Origin of the sequence: Cognatundibacterium squillarum, from assembly GCF_014652435.1 — a bacterium.
GTDB classification, from domain to species: domain Bacteria; phylum Pseudomonadota; class Gammaproteobacteria; order Burkholderiales; family Burkholderiaceae_D; genus Undibacterium; species Undibacterium squillarum.
The window spans coordinates 389,157-414,226 of sequence record NZ_BMYU01000002.1 but is presented as its reverse complement, the minus strand read 5'-3'; the positions used below and the strand labels follow the sequence as shown (position 1 = coordinate 414,226).

Below are 25,070 nucleotides of genomic sequence, written 5' to 3'. Positions count from 1 at the left end.
CCTTTCTTTCAAACGCTCAGCGTTGCGAACTGACGGGTATCGACTTGCGCGGCCTGTGGCTGATGCCACGGATCAGCTTCACCACTCAGTGCAAACAGTAATTCTTCATACAGTGCGCGGCGTTTTTCCGCATCCTGCAGAATGACGGATTTCACATAGTCCAGCCCGACCCGGCTGACATAATGCACAGTGCGCTCCAGATACCAGCCTTCCAGCCGGTATAACTGCAGGAAAGCGCCGGTGTATTCCATTACTTCTTCAGCGGTTTTTACCTTCACCAGAAATTGCGCGACTTCGGTTTTGATACCGCCATTGCCCGCGACATAAATTTCCCAGCCGGAATCCACGCCGATGACGCCCACATCTTTGATGCCGGCTTCGGCACAATTGCGCGGGCAACCGGATACCGCCAGTTTGACCTTATGGGGTGCATACATGCGCGCCAGTGCGCGTTCCAGCTGCTTACCCATCGACGTCGAGTCCTGCGTGCCGAAACGGCACCATTCGCTGCCTACGCAGGTTTTGACGGTACGCAGCCCCTTGGCGTAGGCCAGGCCGGAAGGCATGCCCAGATCGGCCCAAACCGCCGGCAAATCGGCTTTTTTCACACCGAGTAAATCAATACGCTGACCGCCTGTTACTTTGACGGTAGGAATCTGATATTTTTCGACCACATCGGCGATGCGGCGTAAGTCTGCCGCACTGGTTTCGCCACCCCACATACGCGGAATCACCGAGTAAGTGCCGTCTTTCTGGATATTGGCATGCGAACGCTCATTGATCATGCGCGATTGCGGATCATCTTTCGCTTCCTGCGGCCAGGTGGATATCAGATAGTAATTCAGTGCCGGACGGCAACTTGTGCAACCGTCTGCGCTGCGCCATTGCAATTGTTTTTGTACCGCCGGAATCGTCAGTAAATGCAGGTCGCGGATCGCAGTTCTGACTTGGGCATGCGTCAGGTCGGTACAGCCGCACATGGCTTTTTTACGCGGACTGGCCGAATAATCGCCACCGGCAGTACTGACAATAATTTGTTCCACCAGTCCGGTACAGGAACCGCAGGAAGCCGATGCTTTGGTATGTTTGCGCACATCCTCAATCGTGAACAAACCCTTTTCCCGTATCGCTTTGACGATAGTGCCTTTGCAAACCCCGTTACAGCCGCAGACTTCCGCTGTATCCGGCATGGCTGCGGCCAGCGAATGTCCCTCGTGCCCGGTGTCGCCGATACTGCTTTCGCCGAACATCAGCTGATCACGGATGCTGCTGATATCTTTTGCTTCGCGTAACAGTCGGAAATACCATGCACCGTCTGCTGTATCACCGTACAGGCAGGCGCCGATCAGTTTGTTATCCTGAAGTACCAGTTTTTTGTAAATACCGCCGTTAGGATCGGACAGGACAATTTCTTCCTTGCCTTCTCCACCCATGAAATCGCCGGCAGAAAACAGATCAATGCCGGTGACTTTCAGTTTGGTTGAGGTCACCGAACCCTGGTAACGGCCGATACCGAATTCCGCCAGATGATTGGCACAGACTTTCGCCATATCGAACAGTGGCGCAACCAGACCATAGGCGGTGCCACGGTGATTAACGCATTCGCCGACGGCGTAAATACGCGGATCATAGGTTTGCATGGTGTCATTCACCACGATGCCGCGCTGGCAATGCAGGCCGGCCGATTCCGCCAGAGCAGTATTCGGACGTATGCCAACCGCCATCACAACCAGATCAGCGGCGACTTCGGTATCGTCACTGAAACGCACTGCACGCACGCGACCTTCAGTGTTGCCGAGCAGCGCAGCAGTGTTTTTGCCGAGTAAAAACTGTAAGCCTTTTTGCTCCAGTGACTGCTGCAGTAAACCGGCAGCAACCGGGTCCAGCTGTCTTTCCATCAGCCAGCCCGGCAAATGCACCACGCTGACTTCCATACCGCGCTGGCGCAGGCCATTCGCTGCTTCCAGTCCAAGCAAACCGCCACCGATCACTACCGCATGTTTGTATTGCTGCGCCGCCTGTATCATCGCCTCAGTATCCGCAATATCGCGGTAAGCGATCACGCCTTGTAATTCGCGACCCGGCACCGGCAGCATAAATGGCGTAGAACCAGTCGCCAGAATCAGTCGCCAGAATCAGCCTGTCATACGGTGTGACGCTGCCATCATCAGCAATTACTTCGCGCCGGTGGCGATCGATTTTTGTGATGGTGGTGCCGGTACGCAGGGTAATGCCATTACTTTTGTACCAGTCCCAGTCATTCAGCACGATATCCTGCAGGGTTTGTTCACCCGCCAGTACCGGAGATAGCAGAATGCGGTTGTAGTTCGGCCAGGGCTCGCTGCCGAATACCGTGATTTCGTATAAATCCGGAGCAAGCTTCAGCACTTCTTCGATGGTACGCACACCGGCCATGCCATTGCCGACCAGTACCAGACGTAATTTTTTCATCGCAATTCTCCTGTGTTCAGGCGGCGTGTTCGGAAGGATGCTGCTGACGGTGATACAGAAACTCCAGCACGGCACTGCGGTAGCGCTGATATTCACTGTCCTGCGCCAGTGCAACCCGGTCGCGCGGATGGGCGAGCGGTACTTCCAGCACTTCACCAATGGTGGCGGCAGGGCCGTTGGTCAGCATAACGATACGGTCAGACAGCAATACCGCTTCATCCACATCGTGGGTCACCATCACTACGGTGGACTGTGTTTGTGCCACGATTTTCAGTAATTCATCCTGCAAATGCGCACGGGTCAGCGCATCCAGTGCACCGAAAGGTTCATCCATCAGTAAAACCTGAGGCTGCATAGCCAGCGCACGGGCAATTCCTACCCTTTGTTTCATACCACCGGAAATTTCATTCGGACGTTTTTTCGCTGCATGTGATAAGCCCACCAGTGCCAGAGCGGCTTCAGTGCGGTCGCGCAGTTTGTGGGCAGACTCTTTACGCGAAAATACGCGCTCCACGCCGAGATACACATTTTCAAAGCAGGTCAGCCACGGTAACAGGGAATGATTCTGAAACACGACAGCACGTTCCGGGCCTGGCCCGCGCACTTCGCGCTGCGCACACAGCACATTACCTTCGCTTGGTGTCGTCAGACCGGCGATCAGGTTCAGTAAGGTGGATTTGCCGCAACCGGAGTGGCCGATCAGCGAAATAAATTCACCGCGACGGATTTGCAGATTGATGTCTTTCAGCGCATGAAAGGCTTTGCCCTTACTGTGAAACACCATGTTCACTTGCTGAATCTCAATATACTTTTTATCGTGCGCCGTAAGGTTCAGTTCAGACATGTCAGGCTCCTGTATCCTCGTAAGTCACCATTTTCGCCAGTGCAACCAGTGCCTGCTCCAGCATCAATCCCACGATACCAATCACAAAAATCGCAATCAGGATATGGGGCACGTTCAGATTGTTCCATTCATCCCAGACCCAGAAACCGATACCGACACCGCCGGTCAGCATTTCAGCTGCCACAATCACCAGCCATGCTGTACCGATTGCCAGCCGCACGCCGGTCAGCAGATGCGGTAATACTGCGGGAATCAGAATTTTGGTCAGAATTTTCCACTCGCTCAGATTCAGTACCCGTGCCACATTCAGATAATCCTGCGGTACCCGCTGAACACCGGTGGCGGTATTAATAATCAGCGGCCAGATAGAACAGATAAAAATGGACCAGATCGCGGCCGGATTGGCAGATTTGAAAATCAGTAAACCAATCGGCAGCCAGGCCAGCGGCGATACCGGTTTCAGCAGACTGATCAGCGGTTGCAGCATGCGGTGAGCGAAGGCAGAACGACCGCTGAGAAAGCCGAGCGGAATGCCGACCAGCGCCGCTAAGCCAAAGCCCAGCGCAACCCGTTTCAGCGATGCCAGAATATTCCAGCCTATGCCCTGATCATTCGGGCCATGCTGATAAAACGGATCGCTGAATACAATGCGTGCTTCTGTCCAGGTTTGCTCCGGGCTCGGAATGCTGCTGTTTTTAAACGAAATGATTTGCCAGATTAAAACCAGCAGAGCAAGGCCAGCCATGGCCGGTATCAGTTGTAACAGTAAGCGGCGCACAGAAAATGCCTGCCACCATTGCTGAAAAAAACGCTGCACGCTTGAAGACTGTGGCGAGCGCGGCAAGGCAGCGGGTTTATCGCTGATACTGGCGGGTAAGGATTTATTCATGATGATGTCCTCAGGCCTTGATCTTGAAACCAGCTGCATAGGCCGCCGGATTTTTGCCATCCCAGACCGTACCATCCGCCAGCTTGCTGCTGCGCATTAACTCTTTCGGCACACTGACACCGGCTTTTGCAGCGCCGTCTTTGTACAGGTCGATCCGGTTAACGGCTTTCGCTACCGCCAGATAATCCGGATCAGCTTTCAGCAAGCCCCAGCGTTTGTGCTGGGTCATAAACCACATGCCGTCCGACAGATAAGGGAAGTTCACCGCGCCGTCATTGAAGAATTTCATGTGATCAGGATCGTCCCAGGTTTTTCCTAAACCGTTCTGGTAACGGCCCAGAATGCGCTGGTTAATTACATCAACCGAGGTATTGACGTAGGCTTTATCGGCGATGACTTCCGCCATTTTGTTTTTATTCGACAGCGAAGCGTCAATCCAGCGGCTCGCTTCCAGCACAGCTGCGATCAGCGCACGCGCGGTGTTCGGATACTTATTACTGAATTCGGCTGTGGTGCCCAGCACTTTTTCCGGATGGTCTTTCCAGATTTCCTGAGTGGTGGCAGCAGTAATGCCGATGCGGTCCACAATTGCACGATGATTCCACGGTTCACCCACGCAGAAACCATCCATATTGCCAACCCGCATATTGGCTACCATTTGCGGCGGCGGCACGGTAATGACTTTGGCGTCTTTCAGCGGATGAATGCCATGTTGCGCAAGCCAGAAATACAGCCACATCGCATGGGTGCCGGTAGGAAAAGTCTGGGCAAAGGTGTATTCGCGCTTTTCGGTCTGCATCAGTTTTGCCAGTCCCGCACCATTCACTGCACCCTTATCCGCCAGTGCTTTCGACAAAGTAATGGCCTGACCGTTATGGTTCAGTGTCATGAGGACATTCATATCCTTTTTCTGGCCGCCTATGCCTTGCTGTACACCGTAAATCAAACCATACAAAACATGGGCTGCATCCAGTTCGCCATTGACGAGTTTGTCGCGCACGCTGGCCCAGGACGATTCCTTGGTCGGGATAATTTTGATGCCGTATTTTTTGTCAAACCCAAGCACGGATGCCATGACAACCGATGCGCAATCGGTCAGCGGAATAAAGCCAACCCGGACTTCTTCTTTTTCCGGCTTATCGCTGCCCGCCGCCCAGACCTGCGGGGTTTGCCCCAGTAATCCTGCTCCCAGCATTGCACTCGCTCCTTGTATCCATTTCCGGCGTGGCAGATCGCAGGTCTGTGACAGTGTGTCGGTTTCAGACGCGGACTTCAGATTGACTTCACTCATCGCAGCTCCTTCGTGATTAAGATTCAGAAAAGCAAAAAGGCGTCTGTTCATTCCGCAATGCAGAATGAAGAGACACCTTTGTCTGATGTGAACAGCCGCCGTTAGCCGGTTCACAGGGCGCACCTTCTTTGGTGCAAACACTGTTATGCAAACAGTGTGCCAGCCGGAATCACCTGTTTTTTGACCAAAAATCCCGACTGGTTTTCTGTTCTGCTCAAAAAATGAGCAATATTTTGGTGCGCCGCACCAAAAAAGATCAGCCTATCAGGTCGGCGGCATCAAGAATGCGTTTTGCCAGATCACCGATACGCAGGTTTTTTTCCATTGCTTGTTTGCGCAGGCGCTGATACGCCTCTTCTTCCGAGAAAGAAAAGCGCTGCATTAAAAAACCCTTGGCCTTTTCTATGTATTTGCGCTCTGCAAGGCGGGTGCGGGTTTCTGCCAGCTCGTTTCTGACCTGCTGATCAACCTGAAAGCGCGCCATCGCTACTTCCAGCACCGGTTTGATGCGTTCACTCTGCAGACCGGCGACCACATACGCCGAAACACCCGCCTCCAGCGCACTGCGCATATGGCCGGGGTCTTCATCATCGGTGAATAAAACGATAGGACGCGGTGCCTGCTGCGACATGATCACCAGATGCTCCAGTACGTCGCGTGCATCAGATTCGGCATCAATAATTATCATATCCGGCTCCAGCTGGCGGATACGGTCGATCAGAAACATATCGCCGGGCAGAGAGGCAATGATGTCGTAACCGGCTTGCAGCAAGCCGATACGCAAAGTGGCGGAACGCCGCTTTTGTGCTGCGTCCGCTTCAGTATCTTCCGATGACAGCGTACCGGCAGCATTCACCACCACAATACGCAATGCTTCGGCATTGGCCGTCCCGGACTTCGCCATTTTTCACCCAGAGTAAACGAGATGTAGTCTGAGGATGCAAGAAACAGACCAGTCGGGTACAGCGTCAGCGAGGCGTCATTTGGAAATACCGGTTTATCCGTCATGAAAATTTCTGTAACGAAATTGCAAACTGCGCACGCAGACTGCTACAGTCTTGTCTTTATGATGAAATTTGCATGTCTGTAATGCAAGGTCAGACTGACGATGAAAATAATGCGCGCACTGTTTATCTGTACCCATAATAAACTTCGCAGCCCGACGGCAGAGCAGGTGTTCGCCAGCTGGCCCGGTGTGGAAACCGATTCTGCCGGTATCGGTGCGGATGCCGAAGTACCGCTGGCGCCGGAGCAGATTGCGTGGGCTACGGTGATCTTTGTGATGGAGAATGTCCATAAGCGCAAACTGTCGCAAAAGTTTCAGCGCCATCTGCACGGCAAACGTGTGATTTGTCTCGGCATCCCGGACGACTACAACTATATGCAGCCTGAGCTGGTGGCATTGCTGCAAAAGAAAGTCACTCCGTTTTTGCCTTCCAACTGAATACGCAAATGATAAAAATGACGAAAATGAAGATGATGACATTCCGAAAAACAGCATCGGCGCTGTTAATCGCGACAGTACTGCTGAGTGCCTGTGGCAAAAAGGAAGAGGCCGCAGACATAAATGCAGCAACGGCCACGGCTACTGAATCTGCACCCAGCAAGCCAGCTACTGCAAATAAAACGCTGGCCTATGAGCACGAGCTGAACCTGAACGTCAGTGAAGAGGCGTTACCAAAAGTCTTTAACGGTGTGAAAGCCGCTTGTCTGGCCGAACCTGATCAAGGCTGTACGGAACTGGGTTCCAGCATACGCACCGGTGATTATCCTTCTGCCAGTATCAAACTGAGAGCGAAGCCTGAAAGTGTGCAAAAGATCGTAAAAGGCTTGTCGCAGCAGGGGCGCATTGTTTCTCAGAACAGCCATGCCGAGGATTTATCGCATTCTCTGGCAGACAACGCCAAAAAGATTCAGATGCTGCGCGATTACCGGACGCAATTAGAAGAGCTGCGTAAACAAACCGGAAAAGACGTTGAGACGCTGATGAAAGTCAGTAAAGAACTGGCGGAAGTACAGAGTAACATCGAAGCACTGGAAGGCAAGCAGGCGGGTATGGTGCAGCGTGTGCAAACAGAGCTGCTGACCATCTCAATGTCTGTGGAGGGCGCTGGTCATCAGCGCTCTGAGGTAAAGCACGCCTTAGCTGCGTTCGGTGCGAACTTTTCCAGTGCGCTGGCTGCCGCGATTACCGCGATTGCGTATATGCTGCCGTGGGCCGGATTACTGGTTGTTGTATGGGTGATTATCAGTCAATGGCGTCTGCGCAGAAAACGTCTGCAAAGCAAAGATCAAAAATCATGATGCAAAATGTTCCGGTTCCTGACGCTTTTTTACAAGCCTGCGACATCATCGATGCTGATCATCCTGCTGTGCTGGCGCAAGCACAGCAGCTGGCGCTGGGTGCAAATGGTACGGCCGAGATTGCGCAGCGCTGCTTTGAATTTGTACGTGACCAGATACAGCACAGTTCGGATTTCAAACGGAATCCGGTGACGCTGCGTGCATCGGATGTACTGGCGCATGGCACCGGTTACTGTTATGCCAAAAGTCATTTGCTGGCGGCTTTGCTGCGCGCCAACGGCATTCCTGCCGGTATGTGCTTTCAGCGACTGACGGTGGGGGACGACGGTGAACCGTATTGCCTGCATGGCCTGAATGCTTTGTATTTGCCGGAGTATGGCTGGTACCGTGTGGATGCGCGGGGCAACAAGCCCGGCGTGAATGCGCAGTTTTGTCCGCCGCAGGAGCAACTGGCGTTTGCGATTCGCCCGCCACAGGAACGGGATTTTCCCGGTGTGTACGCCAAACCGGTTGCGGTGATTTGCGATGCATTGCGTACCCACGCGACTTATGATGCGGTGCTGGCAAATCTGCCGGATGCCGCAGTATTGCCGCAATCAGCCGACTGGTTGCCCTTGAGCTGAAAAAAAACGGCGTTGCGCTTACTGCAGCGATGGCATTGCGACCACTGCAGGGCTTACAATCAAAAGCTGTTTGAGTAAGCAGGAGAACAGGCGTGATTAATCGTTTGCCGAAATGGGTGGAGATCGGTGGTTTTTTTCTGGCGCTGAATGCCGGTGTGATTAATGCGATTGCTTTGCTGGGCTTTAAGCATCAGGCGGTATCGCACCTGACCGGTACGTCCACCTTCCTGTCGCTGGAACTGGCTAATCTGCAATGGAATGACGCTTTGCATCTGAGTTTTGTGATGCTGAGTTTTGTGGCAGGTGCGGCGCTCAGCGGCGTCATGATAGGCAATACCGCATTACAGCTCGGGCGCAATTACAGCGTTGCATTGCTGTTTTGCGTGCTGATGCTGCTCGCCGCCTGGTATTTTCTGAATCACAATTCCCCTTATGGTCATTATTTTGCTTCCGCTGCCTGCGGCTTGCAGAACGCGATGACCAGTACTTACAGCGGTGCAGTCGTGCGTACCACGCATGTTTCCGGCATTTTTACCGACCTCGGCGTTTCGCTGGGTTTATGGTTGCGCGGTCAGGTGCCGGATCGTCGTAAAGTGATTCTGTACATCACCCTGATCAGCGGCTTTATTGTGGGGGGTATTGCCGGTGCGCGCGGCTTTATGGCGTTTCGCTTTGATGCGATGCTGCTGCCGGTCTGGATTACTTCATCGATTGGTGTAGCCTACTGGCTGCTGGTACACAGAGTCAAACAGTCACCGGACAATCCTGCCTGATGTGCAGTTATCGTCATTTGTGATTTGCGGAGGCCCGGACTTTCTGCCGACGACCGCCGGATCGCCATGCAGAAATCCGCATTTGGGGTGTTTTTGATGCTTTTCAGTGCCTGCGGGAGGCTGACGCTGACCCTCGCCAGCCGTACCACGGAACCAGCGGTGGCGCCCGCGGTTCCGTGCTGCTTCTGATAAGGGGATTTTCTGAACGGCGTTCGGGCTTAGTCTTTGTACTGCGGTCCGGTCAGAATGAAGCCGCCGCCCTGATACGTCGTGGTGACATCATCTGCTGCCGGATAATGGCCGCTGTCCGGGAATAAATGCACGAAAGGATCTGAACTGTCTTTCGGGCGGAAACCCAGATGCGCGGCTTCACGGTTATCCCACCATTGCTCGCGGTTGTTGGAAGCGCCGAAAACGATGGTGTGGCCAACACGCGGTGTCATCGCAGCGCAGCGCAGCAGTTCGAATAAATCGTCGTAACTCAGATAAGTCGTCAGCATGCGGCGGTTTGCCGGTGCAGGGAAGGCAGAACCAATACGAACACAGACGGTTTCGAGACCGGTACGGTCGTAGTAGTAGCGCGACAGACTTTCGCCAAAACACTTACTCACGCCGTACATACCATCCGGACGCGGCGGCATGCTGGCGGTCAGCTGATCGGTGGTTTTGTAAAAGCCGATGGTGTGGTTGGAGCTGGCAAAAATCACGCGCTTGACGCCGTGTTTATGCGCCGCTTCGTAAATATTGTAAGTGCCCTGAATATTGGCACGCATGATGTCTTCAAAGCTGGCTTCGACCGAAATGCCGCCGAAATGCAGAATCAGCTCCACATCTTTCACCATCGCCAGCACGGCCGCTTTGTCGGCCAGATCGCATTGCACGACTTCTTCACCGGCTTGTGCGGGGCCGAGCTCAGACAGATCGCTGACCACCAGTGTGTCAGTCCAGGCTTTCAGGCGCTCACGCAGGATTTTACCGAGGCCACCGGCGGCACCGGTCAGCAAAATGCGGCGAAATGGTTTGGCTGCTGTTTGTGTAGTCATGTTATTCCTTGTCTCTCAATCGTTATTTCGTGTTATTCCGTTGCGGTTGATGCAGATGTTGTGGCGTTTGCACAGCAGGGTGTGCAAGCCGTTTCAGGTAATCGGTGCCGGATTAAATAACACCAGCGCATTCTGCAATTTCCAGTGTTCTGCCCAGGTTTTCTTGCCACTCGCGACTTCCAGCATCAGATGGAATAATTCCCAGCCCAGTTCCTCAATGGTGGCTTTGCCAGTCGCGATTTTGCCCGCATTCACATCCATCAGATCATGCCAGCGGCGCGCCAGATCTTCGCGGGTGGCGACCTTAATCACCGGAACCGGAGCCAGACCGTAAGGGGTGCCGCGTCCGGTGGTGAAAATATGCAGGTTCATACCGGCCGCCAGTTGCAGGGTGCCGCAGATAAAATCGCTGGCAGGTGTGGCGGCGTAAATCAGGCCGCGCTGCTGCAGTTTTTCACCGGGAGAAAGCACGCCGGAAATCGGCGAGGAGCCGGATTTCACTATCGAACCCATGGCTTTTTCTACGATATTCGATAAGCCGCCTTTTTTGTTGCCGGGTGTGGTGTTTGCACTGCGGTCAGCGCCGCCGCGTTTCAGATAATCGTCATACCATTGCATTTCGCGGATCATGGCATCCGCCACTTCCGGCGTTACTGCACGCGAAGTCAACTGGTCAATGCCGTCGCGGACTTCCGTAACTTCAGAAAACATCACGCTGGCACCGGCGCGCACTAACAAATCGGTGGCAAAACCGACTGCCGGATTGGCGGTGACACCCGAAAACGCATCGCTGCCGCCACATTGCACACCGACGATCAGTTCGGAGGCAGGGCATACTTCGCGCTGGCGACTGTTCAGGCGCTCCAGATGGGCTTTGGCCTGCGTCATGATGGAATGAATCATGGAATCAAAGCCGGTATGCGCAGCATCCTGCAGGCACACGACCGGCACTTCTTCTTGCGCGCGCAGCGGAATGCTGCCGGCAGGGAACAGTTTGGCTGGTTGCAGCTTTTCGCAACCGAGGCTGACCACCATCACTTCACCGCCGAAATTCGGGTTTTTGGCCAGATTGCGGATAGTGCGGATAGGAATCTCGGCTCCGGGGGCATCAATTGCCACGCCGCAGCCGTAAGTGTGTTCAAGTCCTATCACATCATCCACATTCGGATAGGCAGGCAATAATTCCGTCTTAATGCGTTGCACCGCAAACTCCACCACGCCGGAAACGCACTGTACCGTCGTGGTGATTGCCAGAATATTGCGGGTGCCGACGGATCCGTCCGGATTACGGAAACCCATAAATGTATAGCCGTCCAGCGGCGGCAGGCTGGCAGGTGGACGGCTGGCTTTGGGTAAATCACTCAGGGTGCGGGCATCCGGCATCCGGATCAGACCTTCATGCAGCCACTGACCGCGTTGCACGTTTTCGATGGCATAGCCAATCACCACGTTGTAGCGGCGTATCGCATCGCCTGCCTGCATATCAGTCAGTGCAATTTTATGTCCCTGTGGTACCTGGCCTGTCAGCGTCAGCCCGCAGGGAAATGCCGTTCCGGCGGGTAGTCCGCCATCGTTGGCAACAATGGCGACATTGTCGCTATCGTGCATTTTGATATACAGGGGCGCTTGCTCTTGTGCCTGTGACATGAAAAATCCTCTCTGAATTGACGCTGGCTGAACTGATTTCGCCGGATTACAACAGAAGTCGCAGAGTTTTGGTCTGTCCGCTTATAAATTGGACTGACCAGTAAATCATAAAAGAGAGTATGAAGTAAGCATAAAATTTCACCCTGAATGTTACGTGGCATTGAAATTAACGCTTAAAATTCAATGATTTACCAACAAAATCTAGGTCGGCTTGCCGTGTCTGGGTATAATCAGAAATTACAGACTGTGTGGCGAGTATGCCACTTTGAAAAAATTTTGGCTAGTCCAGATTGATGTTTTGGTCAGACCACTTTAGAATGGCCTGACCGAATAAAAATGACTGGCCTTTCGTTTGAACAGGATCGTCAACATGCATAAGAAAAATCAGGTGGGACAAACTGACGCAGCTATTCATGAGCCGCGTCTTTACAGAGTTGTTGCAGACAAAATTCAGGCGCTGATTGCGTCGGAAGCGATTCAACCGGGGGAGAGACTTCCTTCCGAGCGCGATCTTGCAACCAAACTGAATGTGTCGCGTGCTTCCTTACGGGAAGCCCTGATTGCTCTTGAACTTGGCGGTGTGGTTGAAGTGCGGGGCGGTTCGGGGGTGTATGTCAGTCAGCAACCCGAGCCGGATGCGGCATTGCCGGAATCCGGCCCGGGACCTTTCGAAGTGTTATCGGCACGCCGGTTAATTGAAGCGGAAATTGCAGCGATTGCTGCCCGCGTTGCAACTGACTCAGCGATCGATGAAATTCTGAAGGCAGTACTTGAGATGGAAAAGCATCACGCAAATTACGCCAGCAATGAAAGCGCGGACCGGAATTTTCATTTATCCATCGCCAAAGCCACTGGTAACAGTGCGTATGTCGGTGTGATTGAATATCTGTGGGATCAGCGCGGCCGCTTGTGGCATAAGTTAAAGGAGCATTTTCAGACAGAAGAATTACGTCAGCAGACACTGACAGATCACAGAAATATTCTGGAAGCTATTGCATCCCATGATCCGGCTGCTGCACGCAAGGCCATGCGCGCACATCTGGAACGGGTAACCAGAACTTTCTCACGCGGATAACGGTTCGTCAGAAATCACCGCGCAGAGACAAATCAACAAGGCAAAGACACATTTGCCAGCGTAATACCAAAGAATCAGACCTTTTTTCGACCGGCTGAGACCCCGGTGGGGCTTCGTGCGCCCATCTTCGTCGCAGTGGCAAGGAGTACGCGAGGTGCTCCAGATTCGTTATTAGATGCCAAAGGCACGGTAACGTCGTTGATGAAAACAGGAGTTTGAGGAGACATCGCAATGAAAAGCAAAGCAACAAGCCGTCAACGGTTTGTGTTGACCAGTATCAGCCTCGCTGTTTTAACACTGGCAGCAGAGGTCTATGCACAAGAAGCACAGCGCGTTGAAGTGACAGGTTCGTCGATCCGCCGTGTCGCTGCAGAAGCATCTTTACCGGTAACCATGGTTACTGGTGAGGAGTTAGAAAAACGTGGCATGACCACGCTGGCCGATCTGATGATGGCATTGCCGGAATCAGCATCGCTGGCCCCATCGAATGCCGGTTCCGGTACGAATATCAATCTGCGTGGTCTGGGTGTTAACCGTACGCTGGTATTGCTGAATGGTCGTCGTCTGGCGAATGAAGCGATTGCCGATGGTTACGCGAATCTGGATGTCATTCCGATGAGCGCGATTGCCCGCGTTGAAATTTTGCGTGACGGTGCATCGTCGATTTACGGATCGGATGCGATTGGCGGCGTGGTGAATTTCATCACCAAGCGCTCCTTTGAAGGCAAAACCATTTCTGCGCAAATGGTACAGCCGCAGAAAAACGGTGGTGCGGATGAGCAGCGCATCAGTTCTACCATCGGTTTCGGTAATCTGGAAAATGATGGATGGAACTGGTACGCGACAGTTGACGGACACCGCCGCAGTCGCTTGCTGGCATCTGATCGCGCTGAACTGAGCACACCGGAATTGCTGACCAGTATCGGCCGCGCGCCGACACTGGGCAGCGGTGGTTATGCGATGCCGGCTAACTTCACCACGGCAACCAATAAAACCGCACAAAACCCTTATTATTCGCAAGGCTGTGCTGCGCCGTACTCAATTCAGGGTGCAAAAAATACCTGTATTCTGAATGCCAATTACTACGGCACGGCTTTGTACGCGAATGAGCAGCTGACGTTCTATACGCGCTTTACCAAGCGCTTCAGCGAAGATCACACACTGACTGTGGATTACATGCGTGGTCAGGAACATATACTCGGCACAAAAAATCCGAGTACCAGTCTGGCCGCAAACGGCGTGACAGCGCAATTACCGTCAACCAGTAAATGGTATCCGGGCGGCAGTGGCGGCGTGCCTGCGGTTGCCGGTTTGAAAGGCGAACCGCTGACGGTGACCTGGAGTGTCGCAGATCTCGGCGAAGCAACAACCAAAGACAAACAAGTCAATCAACGCATCGCGGTGAATGATGAAGGCCGGATCGGTGGCTGGGATTACAAGCTGGGTTTTGTGTATGGCCACAGCCTGCGTGAAAATTATTACGAATCCGGTTATGTCAGCGGTCCCGGCTTGCTGGCGGGGCTGGCGAACGGCAAACTGAATCCGTTTGGTTTGCAGGATGCTGCCGGAAAAGAATATCTGGCGAGTATTTCCGTCGATGGTGCAATGAACCGCCATTCCGTCAGTACTTTCACTGGTCTGGATCTGACCGGTTCACGTGAACTGATGAGTTTGTCTGGTGGCCCGGCAATGCTGGCTGTGGGCGCAGATTTGCACCGTGATACAACAGAAGATCAGAAGACAGACATCACTTCCATCGTTACTTACGCGAATGCATCGCCGTCTTACGCAAAGTCATCACGTAATGTGATGGCAGCGTACGCAGAGCTGGAATTGCCGGTCACGAAAACCCTGAATCTGAATGTGGCAGTGCGTGATGACCATTTCAGTGATTTCGGAAACACGATTAATCCGAAATTCAGTTTCCGCTACCAGCCAACGAAAGCAGTAATGTTCCGCGGCTCGGCGAATACCGGCTTCCGTGCACCGACTTTGTTTGACCGCTACGGATATCGCTTACCGGGGGCAACGACCACCACTTCCGCAAAATGGGATGACCCTGTGCAGTGTCCGGGTGGTACGCCGGGTGTGGCGGGGACCGGTAAAGCACTACCGGGACTGGTTGCATCAGCCGTATGTAACACGACTTTGCCAAAGCAAACCGGCAGTAATCCGGATCTGCAGCCGGAAAAATCCAAAGGTTACACACTCGGTCTGGTGGTAGAGCCAGTCAAAGATCTGATGATGTCGGCGGATTACTGGCATATCGAAATGAAAGATATGCTGGCCAATTTGCCGGAGCAGGTGTACTTCCTGAATCCGGAAAAATACGCAAGCTACTTTGTGCGTAATGCGGACGGATCACTCGCATATCTGAAAAATGTCACCATGAATCTGGGCGGACAAAAAGCCAGCGGTATCGACGTTTCGCTGTCGTATGCCTTCCCGAAAACTGCACTGGGTAATTTTAAGGCGCAACTGGACGGCACCTATCTGACCCAGTTTGATAATCAGCTCGAAGCGGATGGCCCTTACATTCCTAACGTCGGACGGTTTGGTGCTGCCAGCAATGGCACAACTTCCAGCATGCCTATCATTACTTTCCGCTGGAAACATACGCTGACGCTGTCATGGAATCGCGGTGACTGGGCTTCGCAACTCACACAGAACTTTAATACCGGTTATCACGATCAGAATCTGGTGGCTGCACAGTATTTCCGTGACATCGAATCCTATGCAGTATGGAACTGGACCGTCAGCTATCGCGGATTTAAAAACACCACGATCTCTGCCGGTATCACCAATTTGCTCGATGCAAAACCACCGGTCACCAACCACAACGCTTATACCTTTGGTTATCTGAGCAGTGCTGCAAGCCCGATTGGACGTGCATTTAATGCACGTCTGACTTACAACTTCTGACCGGCCAGCCCTCCGGCAAGCGTCCGGAGGGCGTCACAGGAATGATGATATGAATGAACTGATGAATCCGAAACGTCGCACCCTGATTCAGGCCGCATCTGCTGCCGGTTTATGGATGGGAACAGGCATGCAGGCGGCAAGTGCTGCAGTGACTGCAAAAGCTGATCCCTGGAAACAGGCGCAGGCAATTATTGACCGCTTTGCGCGTCCAATCCGTTTTCGCAAGGAAGACTTCCCGGTCACAAATTACGGCGCAAAATCCTGCGACGTAAAACCGGTTGAAGCATGGGTTTCTTTTGTTGACCGTAAAACCCTGAGTACACCGGTGGAAGGTGCGCATGATTGTTATCCGGCAATCCGTGCTGCAATTGAAGCCTGTCATAAAGCAGGTGGCGGCAGAGTGCTGATTCCTGCCGGTAACTGGTTTTGTGCCGGTCCGATTGTGTTGTTGTCAAATGTAAATGTGCATTTGCAGGCAGGAGCGCATATTTACTTCAGCAACCGGCCTGAAGATTATGCGAAATACGGCGAATTTGACTGCGGGCCGCGCGGTAAGCTCTCGATGACGCGCTGGGAAGGCAATGATTGCCTGAATTACTCATCAATGATTTATGCATTTGGTCAGCGCAATATTGCGCTGACGGCGGATGACTGGACTGCCGTTCTGGATGGACAGGCTGGCGTGAATTTTCCGGACAGTGAATATTGCTGGTGGTCATGGAAGGGGCGGGAAAAACCAAGTTCTGCCGGTGATATCGCACCAGGCAGCGGGAACTGGGTTAAGCATAAAAAAGGTGAAACAGAAGTTTCGCTGAATCCGCTGAATCCTGCGTCGCTTGCTGAGGTTGCGCCGCATCTGAGTGAAGAAAAAATCCGGTTTATTCAGGGGGAGGGCGATAAATGGCGGCGCGACTCGAATTATCTGCGTGCGCTGGCAGAAGCCGGTGTTCCTGCAAATAAACGGGTATTCGGAATCGGGCATTTCCTGCGGCCGCATATGGTGCAAGTAATCAACTGCACTAATGTTCTGTTTCAGGGCTATCAGCTGACCAATTCCCCGTTCTGGCAACACAATCCGGTGGGATGCCGGAATGTGCATGTGAAAGGTATTTACGCGAACAGTATTGGTCCGAACAGCGATGGTTTTGATCCTGAATCCTGCGAATACGTGCTGATCGAAGATTCGACCTTTGACACCGGCGACGACTGTATTGCGGTGGATTCCGGAAAAGGACCGGATGTTCAGTACGGGCCTTCAAAAAATATTGTGGTGCAGAACTGCAAGATGCACAGCGGTCACGGTGCAATGACCTTCGGCAGCATTATGTCCGGCGGTATCGAAAATGTGTTCGCACAGAATCTGGTTTTTGAAAACAGCCACTGGCGTACCGATCCGCTGAATATTGCGATTCGTCTGAAATCGAATATGAGCCGTGGCGGGTATCTGAAGAATCTGCATATCCGGAATATTCAGATTCCGAACGGTATCCGCACCACACCGGCATTTTATTCGACGCTGCCCGGATCGCTGATTCCGAACAAATCTGTGGCAACTTCAGCCGGTGGCATTATTACGATTGATTGCGGCTACGATCCGGTGAATGACAATGTCAGAACAAGGCCGCCGGTTGTTCAGGACGTGCATATTTCGAATGTGCAGGTCGGAAATGTCGATACCGGAAAAGGACAATTCTCCTGCTATCAGGCCATTGTGATTCTCGGCCCGGTTGCCAGTGATTACAACGGTCCGGCAAATCCGCCGCCGAATATTGTTCCGGTACGCAATATCACCATTTCGGATTGCAACCTCGGCAATCCGGTCAATGCTGAGCAGCCATTGTATTTGTATAACGTACGCGATCTGACACTGAAAAATGTCCGTATCGGCGGTACAGTACATAACAAAACCCTTTCGGCCTGAGTTTTTCTCACGGTGAGTTCGAGCCTCCTTCGCGAGGCTCTTTTTTCGGATACACCATATGCAAATCAGTTTTTTCAGCCTTTTTTCGCGCTGGTGCAAGCTAGTACCGGTGCTGCTGGCGCTGGGCGCATGTCAGAACGTTGCAGTGATGACGCCGTCTTCCAGTGCACAAACGATCATTCTGGTCGGCGATTCCACCATGGCCCCTAACAGTGGTTACGGCAATGCCTTTTGCGCCCGCTTTCAGGCGCCGGTCTCCTGTCTGAATATGGCAAAAGGAGGGCGCAGTTCAGGCAGTTACCGGGCTGAGGGCTCGTGGGAACAGGTGATGAAGGTACTGCGTGCCTTACCTGCCGGTGAACGCGGTCTGGTGCTGATGCAGTTTGGTCACAATGATCAGCCGGGAAAACCGGGGCGCTCCACCGATCTGAAGACAGAATATCCTGTCAATCTGCAAGGCTATATTCGTGATGTCAGGGCAGCCGGGGCAGATATCGTCCTGATTACACCACTGGCCCGCCGCACCTTCAAAGAAGACGTGCTGCCAAATGATCTGCGACCCTGGGCATTGTCCATGATATCTGTCGCTGCGCAGGAAAAAGTCGCTCTGATTGATCTGAACTTACAAAGTCACACCGTTCTGAGTCGTATGGGGCAGGATGAGGCAGACACGCTGGCAATGGTACCCAGACCAGCTCAGACTGCAGCACCGGCACAAAGCGGCTTAGCCGCAACGGAACCGCAGGGTGCGGCAAAGAGTGCTTTTGACCGGACTCACCTCGGACAAAAAGGTGCTTTGCTGTTTTCTGAAATGGTGATTCGCGATTTAACCGCCATACAGCCGTCAGTCATCAGCACATTACGTCAGGGAGGAAATCCATGAACGGAAGTTTATGCGGCAGCCTGCTGGTTGCCACGGCTCTTGGTGTGTGTACGCTGCCTGCCAGCGCACAGGACAGTCGCCAGATTAAAGAACCGGTTGCACCGCCGATATGTACGCTGGTGGCAGCTGAGTTAAACGATGCACAGATCAGCCTGCAACAGGCTGCCGCACCGGATACCGGTCGTTTGCAGGCCGCCATCGACAAATGTGCCAGCGGACAGGCTGTCCGGCTGGTCGCGTCAGCAAAAAATACAGCGTTTCTGTCCGGTGCACTGCGCTTGAAGCCCGGGGTTTCATTGCTGATTGATGGCGGTGTCACTTTATACGGTTCCCGGCTGCCGGCAGATTTTGACCGCGGGGCAGGCAGTTGCGGCAGTAATGATGAAAAAGGCCGGGGTTGTTTTCCATTGATACTGATGGAAAAGTCAGCGCATGCAGGCATCTATGGCGACGGCGTGATTGACGGACAGGGCGGACAGAAGATGCTCGGTGCATCGGAATCTTGGTGGGAGCTGGCACGCCGTGCACAACGCGAGGATAAACATCAGAACGTTCCGCGCATGATTGAAATTCAGCAGTCGGAAGACATTGCACTGCATCGCATCTGGCTGAAGAATTCAGCGAATTTTCATGTGACGATGACCCGCACGGATGGTTTAACAGCCTGGGGAATTCACATCGATACACCAGCGGATGCACGCAATACGGACGGGTTTGATCCGGTATCGTCACGCAATATCACGCTGACCCGGAGCTATATCCGTACCGGTGATGACAATGTTGCGATCAAAGCGGGTAATCAGGGACTGACGGAAAACATCAGTATTACCGATAATCACTTTTACAGCGGTCACGGTATGTCCATTGGCAGCGAAACCAATGGTGGTGTACGCAATATTCTGGTCAGAAATTTGTCGATTGATGGTGCGACTTCCGGCTTGCGTATTAAGAGTGATGTGTCGCGTGGCGGACTGGTCGATCAGGTGCGCTACGAACAGATTTGTATTCGTAACAGTAAAGCACCGCTGGACTTTGACAGCTTTTACGGGAAGCGTGCACAGGGAAGCTCCATTCCGCAATATCAGAATATTTCTCTTGATAAAGTTTTTGTGCTGACACCGGGCAAGCTGATTTTCCGTGGCTTCGATGCTGCGCATGCGATGCAACTGAAAGCAAAAACCTTGCGCCTGCACAGCGGTAGCACAGTTACTTCGCAGTTTGCCATTCTGGATGCGGATGACAGTGATCTGAGTCCAAAGGTCACATTACAGCCTGCCAGTGAAACAATCAGTACTGACGCCTGTACAGACGCATTTGCCGCATATCCGGATCGGGATGCCATCAAACGACGGCCGCAACTGACAGCGGTGCAGGCTGAGCACTATGCGATGGAGAAGGTGCTGGGTTATGCCGGATTGCCCGGAAAAGAAGCCTCTGACCCGTGGAATCCGCTCGCGACGCCGGTGCCGGCAGCAGATAAAGTTAATGCCGATTATGTGGTCAGTCAGAGCCGTAAGGCAGACGGCGTACGCGTCTTCAGCCGTTTGCAGGATGCATTTAACCGCGTAATTGCAGACACGCAACAGATTCCGCAGGCGAGACAGCGCATGTATATCCGTATAGAACCGGGCGTATACGAAGGCCTGGCTTATCTGCCGGAAACGGCAGTGCCGGTAACGGTGACTGGCAGTGGCATCGATACAACCCGTCTGCGTTCAGCACCCGAAGCAGCCATGACCGGCGAACAGTTTGCAGCCTTGTACGATAGTACTTTTCAGAATGCGCCCGCAGCTGTCATGGCGATGTATGACAGTATCAGACGCAGACCCGTTATCGGCACCTTTGGCACACCGGTACTCTGGGTGAAAAGTCATGGCTTTCAAATGCGCGATATCACGGTGGAAAACAGCTATAACCGTGACGGGGCGGCCTATCAGCCCGGCTGTAAAGGTGCTGGCTGCGAAGGCGATGGTATTTACGCCAAAATGAATATGGTGCATCACCAGGCACTGGCGCTGATGATGGATGGCACTGACAAGGCGCAGTTTGAACAGGTGCATTTGCTGGGTTTGCAGGACACGCTGTATATGCGTGCCGGTCCGGATGGGAAAACTGCACGTCACTTCTTTTACCGCAGCCTGATTGAGGGAGATGTCGATTTCATCTTTGGAGATGCGACAGCCTATTTTCTCGAAAGTGAAATCCGTTCAGTCGGCACCCGCACAGGATCCTATGCGGTGGCACCGAGTACCAATCTGATGAGTGCGTATGGTTTCGTCTTCAACCGCAGCAGGTTCACCAGTGATCACAGCTTAAATGCGAGAGCGGGGCGCTTTCATCTGGCGCGCCAGTGGTTTCATAACCAGCGTTGTACGCCATATGACCGTGTTCCGATTGCCGGATATCGCTGTGTCATCGGTAGCGTGAATCAGTTTAACAATCCGGAAGGCAGCATTACCCGTGCAACTCTGGAAACAGTCGGAAAAATGGTCGTGATGAATTCCGAAATCGGGCCACATATCCATCCGTTAACGCCGTGGTCAGACTGGAATAAACGCGGGACTCTGCCATATCGTCCTGCGCAAACCAGCATCGCCGGATATTTCAGTAATCTGCGTGCAGCGGGCATAGATCCGGTACGCGATCTAGGTTATCGGGAGCCATTGCCGGAAGGCGTGATACTCGGTGAGTTTCAGAATACCGCTGGCGATTTGCAAGCAAGGTCAGCAACAGAGAATAAGGAAAAGCCATGAAGCATGAATCTGATTCCGCACTTTCGCAATTTCCACCAAATTTGACACGCCGCCGTCTCCTTCAGGGCTTGTCGGCAGCAGGGCTCAGTACCGGGCTGGGAGGTTCACTGTTGCAGCCGGTGCAGGCGGCACAGACGGCACAGACAGATCCGTGGCAACAGGCTGATGCGATTGTTCGCCGGCTGCGTCAGCCATTGCAGTTTCGCCGTGCAGATTATCTGATCACAGCATACGGTGCACGCCCGTGTCAGTTAAAGAAAATTACTGCCTGGATTTCGTTTGAGGAACAGGCACTGACAGAAACACCTGTTGATGATGCTGCAGACTGTTACGCTGCGATTCGTCAGGCGATCGAAACCTGCCATCGTGAAGGTGGCGGACGGGTACTGATTCCCGCTGGGAACTGGTTTTGCGCCGGGCCTGTGGTTTTACTGTCAAATGTGCATCTGCATTTACAGGCGGGTGCGCATCTGTATTTCAGCCATCAGCCTGAGGACTATGCGCGGCATGGTGAGGTGGATTGCGGTGGCAACGGTAAACTGACGGTTTCGCGCTGGCAAAGCAATGATTGTCTTAATTATTCGCCAATGATTTATGCACGCAATCAGGAGAATATTGCGCTGACCGGCGAAGACTGGACAGCAGTCTTGCATGGCCAGGGTGGTGTCGCTTTCAACGAAGCCGGAGATTGCTGGTGGACCTGGAAAGGCAAGCTCAAAACGATCAACGCTGTCGGGCAAAGTTCAGTACCGAATTACAAGGCCGGCAAGCCATCGGAAAATGCTGTGAATCCTTTAAATGCTGAATCCTTACGCCAGATTGCGCCTGCTCTGGGCGAAGAAATGCAGATGCTGATTCAGGGACAAGGTGATAAATGGCGCGCCGACGCAAATTATCTGCCAGCACTTTCCGAAGCTGGCGTACCGCTGGAAAAGCGGATTTTTGGTAAGGGGCATTTCTTACGTCCGCCGATGATACAGCTGATAGGCTGCCGCAAAGTTTTACTCGAGGGTTATGAGGTCAGAGACACGCCATTCTGGCAACATCATCCGGTTGCCTGTACGGATATTGTGATCAGAAAAGTCCACGCGAAAAGTCATGGTCCGAACAGCGATGGTTTCGATCCGGAAGCCTGTAATTATGTGCTGGTGGAGGATTGCACCTTTGATTCCGGTGACGATTGCATTGCGATCAAAGCCGGTAAAAATCGCGATACTCAGTATGGCCCGTCACAGAATATCGTGATTCAGCATTGCACCATGCAGAGCGGACACGGTGCTGTCACGCTGGGGAGTGAAATGGCTGGCGGTATTCAGCATGTGTATGCACGCCATCTGCTGTTTGAAAACATGCACTGGAAAACAAATCCGCTGAACACAGCAATTCGCCTGAAAACGAATCTGAACCGTGGCGGTTATCTGCGTCACTTCTACGTCAAAGATGTGCGTATTCCGAATGGTGTGCAAACCAGTCCGTCGTTCTACACATCTTTACCGGGCTCACCGATACAGTCAAAAACGGTGGCAACGGCTGCGGGTGCGGTGGTGACGTTTGACTGTGATTACACGCCGGTCAGCGATAATGTCCGGATTCGTCCACCGGTAGTGGAGGATATTCATATCTCCGGTATCCGGGTCGGGAATGTTGATACCGGAAAAGGCAGTTACTCCTGCTATCAGGCGATTGTGATTCTTGGTCCGGTCGCGTCTGATTACAATGGACCGGCTCCGGTGCCACCGGTCCCTGCGGTACAAGGTGTCACGATACAGGACTGCGACTTCGGTTCGCCGGTAGCAACTGCCAGCCCGCTGTATCTTTATAACGTCAAAGACTTACAACTAAAGGGTGTAACGATAGGCGGAAAAGCATTCAACGGGCGTTTTTCGGGCTAAAAAAAAGCCGGTACCTTTTTTGAAGGTACCGGCTCAACAGCCATTTCTGTATGAGGAAATGGCCGCCCAGAGCTTATGCTTTGTCGGACCAGCGAATGGCAGGTGTACGGCTTACAGTTCTGGCCGGATAAATGCGGCCAACAGAAGTTGCAGCTGCAGCCTGCGTTTCTTTGGCAGGTTCATCCGGTAAGGTAAATTCACGCACCAGCGTAGCGAGTCCCGCGGCTTGCAGCTGCAGGCTGTCGGCAGCTGCAGCGGCTTCTTCCACCAGTGCCGCATTCTGCTGCGTCACACTGTCCATCTGACGTATCGCTTCACCAATCTGCGTAATGCCGGTATGTTGTTCTTCGCTGGCGGCAGTAATTTCCTGCATGATGGCAGCCACCTTCCCGAACCCGTCCACAATGCGATGGATGGATGTTCCGGCTTCCTGCGCAAGCTGGTTGCCTGCATCAACTTGCTGTTGTGATGCATCAATCAGTACTTTGATTTCTTTGGCAGCTGAGGCGCAGCGCTGTGCAAGGCTGCGCACTTCGGACGCAACGACTGCAAATCCGCGTCCCTGTTCACCGGCGCGCGCTGCTTCCACAGCGGCATTCAGCGCCAGAATATTGGTCTGGAATGCAATGCCGTCAATCATGCTGACGATATCCACCACAGCCCGCGCAGACTGTGTGATGGTTTCCATGGTGTTCAGCATATTGCCCATCACTTCACCGCCCTGGCTGGCCAGCATTGTCGCTTCACGCGTCAGGTTGTTTGCATGGCGGGCATGTTCCATATTCAGGCGTACGGTTTGCTCCAGCTCGTGCAGCGTCGCCGATGTTTCTTCAAGTGCGCTGGCCTGTTCCTCCGTACGTGAAGATAAATCCAGATTGCCGGCAGCGATCTGGGTGGATGCAGTTGCAATCTGATCGGAGCTGCTGCGTATCCGGTGTACAGTGTCTGCCAGATGACCTTGCATGACTTGCATGTAGCGCAGCAGGCTGTTTTTGTATTTAGGGTTAACATCAATCGCTACCGATAAATCACTGCCTGCAATTCGTTGTGTGATTTCGGTCGCGTAAGCGGGTTCACCACCGAGTGTGGCAAGAATAGAGCGGATGATGCTCCAGCCCGCAGTGATCAATATCCCCAGTCCGATGACAAAGATCGCCAGCAGAATTCCCGCAGCATTCCAGTAGGTTTCCTGAATGTCATCGCTGAAGAAACCGGTGCCTATCCACCAGTTCCACGGCGTGAACTCGACAAGCCCGTTCAGTTTGGGGGCAAGTGATCCGTCGGGGCGGCGCGATTGCATCGTCACCAGCGCAATATGTGCGTCGCGCAATGCTTCGCGATAGGCTTGCGCATCCGGTTTGCCATCCATGGTCTGACCCTGTGCGATCGTGCCGATTTTTTTTGCGTCGGGATGTACCAGATTCAAGCCGTCCGGCAAACGAACCCAGTAATAGCTGACTCCGTGCCTGAGCTGAGACAAAGCTGCTTTTGCCTGCTTTTGTGCTTCTTCACGGCTGAATACGCCTTTTTGTTCCAGCCCGTAATAATGTTTGACCAGATTTTCACCCATATACAGCATGGTTTCGATCTGGTACTGACGGTCTTTCAGTAAGACGTTGTACAAAGATGAAAGGCCAACACCACCAACGGTGGCAATCGCCAGCGCAGCGGCTCCGACTAACAGCAATAATTTTCTGAAAATATTCATGTTGATCAGGAAGTAAGGGTTGCCGGAAGACGGCTACGCAATTGTGAAAAC

17 protein-coding genes and 1 pseudogene are annotated in these 25,070 nt (G+C 53.1%); 10 read left to right on the top strand and 8 right to left on the bottom strand.

Annotated features, from left to right (window positions below; all coding sequences use genetic code 11):
* Positions 1-8: 8 nt before the first annotated feature.
* The 5 genes and pseudogenes from nirB to IE092_RS06025 all read right to left on the bottom strand — a co-directional run bounded on the left by nirB (position 9) and on the right by IE092_RS06025 (position 6,379).
* A pseudogene (nirB, locus tag IE092_RS06045) lies at positions 9-2,451 on the bottom strand (nitrite reductase large subunit NirB).
* Between the two features lie 16 nt (positions 2,452-2,467).
* A complete protein-coding gene (locus IE092_RS06040) occupies positions 2,468-3,295 on the bottom strand; it encodes an ABC transporter ATP-binding protein (RefSeq protein ID WP_189356130.1) in 828 nt (275 codons plus the stop codon).
* A 1-nt stretch (position 3,296) separates the two neighbouring features.
* Positions 3,297-4,184, bottom strand: coding sequence for a nitrate ABC transporter permease (gene ntrB, locus IE092_RS06035; protein ID WP_189356129.1), 888 nt, complete (start codon positions 4,182-4,184; stop codon positions 3,297-3,299).
* 10 nt (positions 4,185-4,194) lie between these two features.
* The gene (locus IE092_RS06030; protein ID WP_189356128.1) at positions 4,195-5,475 is read right to left on the bottom strand and encodes a CmpA/NrtA family ABC transporter substrate-binding protein; all 1,281 of its coding nucleotides are present in this window, start codon (positions 5,473-5,475) and stop codon (positions 4,195-4,197) included.
* Between the two features lie 256 nt (positions 5,476-5,731).
* Positions 5,732-6,379, bottom strand: a complete 648-nt coding sequence (locus IE092_RS06025; RefSeq protein ID WP_189356127.1) for an ANTAR domain-containing response regulator — start codon at positions 6,377-6,379, stop codon at positions 5,732-5,734.
* Positions 6,380-6,592: 213 nt separating this feature from the next.
* Between IE092_RS06025 and IE092_RS06020 the strand changes: the two genes are divergently transcribed.
* The 4 genes from IE092_RS06020 (at position 6,593) to IE092_RS06005 (ending at position 9,175) form a co-directional block, all read left to right on the top strand.
* Positions 6,593-6,919, top strand: coding sequence for a low molecular weight protein tyrosine phosphatase family protein (locus tag IE092_RS06020; protein WP_189356126.1), 327 nt, complete (start codon positions 6,593-6,595; stop codon positions 6,917-6,919).
* Positions 6,920-6,936: 17 nt separating this feature from the next.
* A complete protein-coding gene (locus IE092_RS06015) occupies positions 6,937-7,779 on the top strand; it encodes a DUF4349 domain-containing protein (protein WP_229793059.1) in 843 nt (280 codons plus the stop codon).
* Positions 7,776-8,402, top strand: a complete 627-nt coding sequence (locus tag IE092_RS06010; RefSeq protein WP_229793058.1) for a transglutaminase-like domain-containing protein — start codon at positions 7,776-7,778, stop codon at positions 8,400-8,402. The genes IE092_RS06015 and IE092_RS06010 overlap by 4 nt, the downstream gene beginning before the upstream one ends.
* A 92-nt stretch (positions 8,403-8,494) precedes the next feature.
* On the top strand, positions 8,495-9,175 hold the full coding sequence (locus IE092_RS06005; protein ID WP_189356124.1) for a YoaK family protein: 681 nt from the start codon (positions 8,495-8,497) through the stop codon (positions 9,173-9,175).
* 218 nt (positions 9,176-9,393) lie between these two features.
* On the opposite strand, the gene IE092_RS06000 is transcribed toward IE092_RS06005, so the two are convergent.
* The gene (locus IE092_RS06000; protein ID WP_189356123.1) at positions 9,394-10,218 is read right to left on the bottom strand and encodes an NAD-dependent epimerase/dehydratase family protein; all 825 of its coding nucleotides are present in this window, start codon (positions 10,216-10,218) and stop codon (positions 9,394-9,396) included.
* 93 nt (positions 10,219-10,311) lie between these two features.
* Entirely contained in the window at positions 10,312-11,865 is a 1,554-nt protein-coding gene (gene garD, locus IE092_RS05995; RefSeq protein WP_189356122.1) for a galactarate dehydratase, read from the bottom strand.
* Positions 11,866-12,235: 370 nt separating this feature from the next.
* Between garD and IE092_RS05990 the strand changes: the two genes are divergently transcribed.
* From IE092_RS05990 to IE092_RS05965, 6 genes are all read left to right on the top strand, one after another.
* On the top strand, positions 12,236-12,940 hold the full coding sequence (locus IE092_RS05990) for a FadR/GntR family transcriptional regulator (RefSeq protein WP_189356121.1): 705 nt from the start codon (positions 12,236-12,238) through the stop codon (positions 12,938-12,940).
* Positions 12,941-13,171: 231 nt separating this feature from the next.
* On the top strand, positions 13,172-15,862 hold the full coding sequence (locus IE092_RS05985; protein WP_189356120.1) for a TonB-dependent receptor: 2,691 nt from the start codon (positions 13,172-13,174) through the stop codon (positions 15,860-15,862).
* A gap of 49 nt (positions 15,863-15,911) precedes the next feature.
* Positions 15,912-17,783, top strand: a complete 1,872-nt coding sequence (locus IE092_RS05980; RefSeq protein ID WP_189356119.1) for a glycoside hydrolase family 28 protein — start codon at positions 15,912-15,914, stop codon at positions 17,781-17,783.
* 58 nt (positions 17,784-17,841) lie between these two features.
* Entirely contained in the window at positions 17,842-18,666 is an 825-nt protein-coding gene (locus tag IE092_RS05975) for a rhamnogalacturonan acetylesterase (RefSeq protein ID WP_189356118.1), read from the top strand.
* Positions 18,663-21,419, top strand: coding sequence for a pectinesterase family protein (locus IE092_RS05970; protein WP_189356117.1), 2,757 nt, complete (start codon positions 18,663-18,665; stop codon positions 21,417-21,419). Before IE092_RS05975 ends, IE092_RS05970 begins: the two co-directional genes overlap by 4 nt.
* The gene (locus IE092_RS05965; RefSeq protein ID WP_189356116.1) at positions 21,416-23,311 is read left to right on the top strand and encodes a glycoside hydrolase family 28 protein; all 1,896 of its coding nucleotides are present in this window, start codon (positions 21,416-21,418) and stop codon (positions 23,309-23,311) included. Before IE092_RS05970 ends, IE092_RS05965 begins: the two co-directional genes overlap by 4 nt.
* Positions 23,312-23,384: 73 nt before the next feature.
* Here IE092_RS05965 and IE092_RS05960 read toward each other — a convergent pair whose 3' ends face one another.
* The gene (locus tag IE092_RS05960) at positions 23,385-25,019 is read right to left on the bottom strand and encodes a methyl-accepting chemotaxis protein (protein ID WP_189356115.1); all 1,635 of its coding nucleotides are present in this window, start codon (positions 25,017-25,019) and stop codon (positions 23,385-23,387) included.
* Positions 25,020-25,070 lie beyond the last annotated feature (51 nt).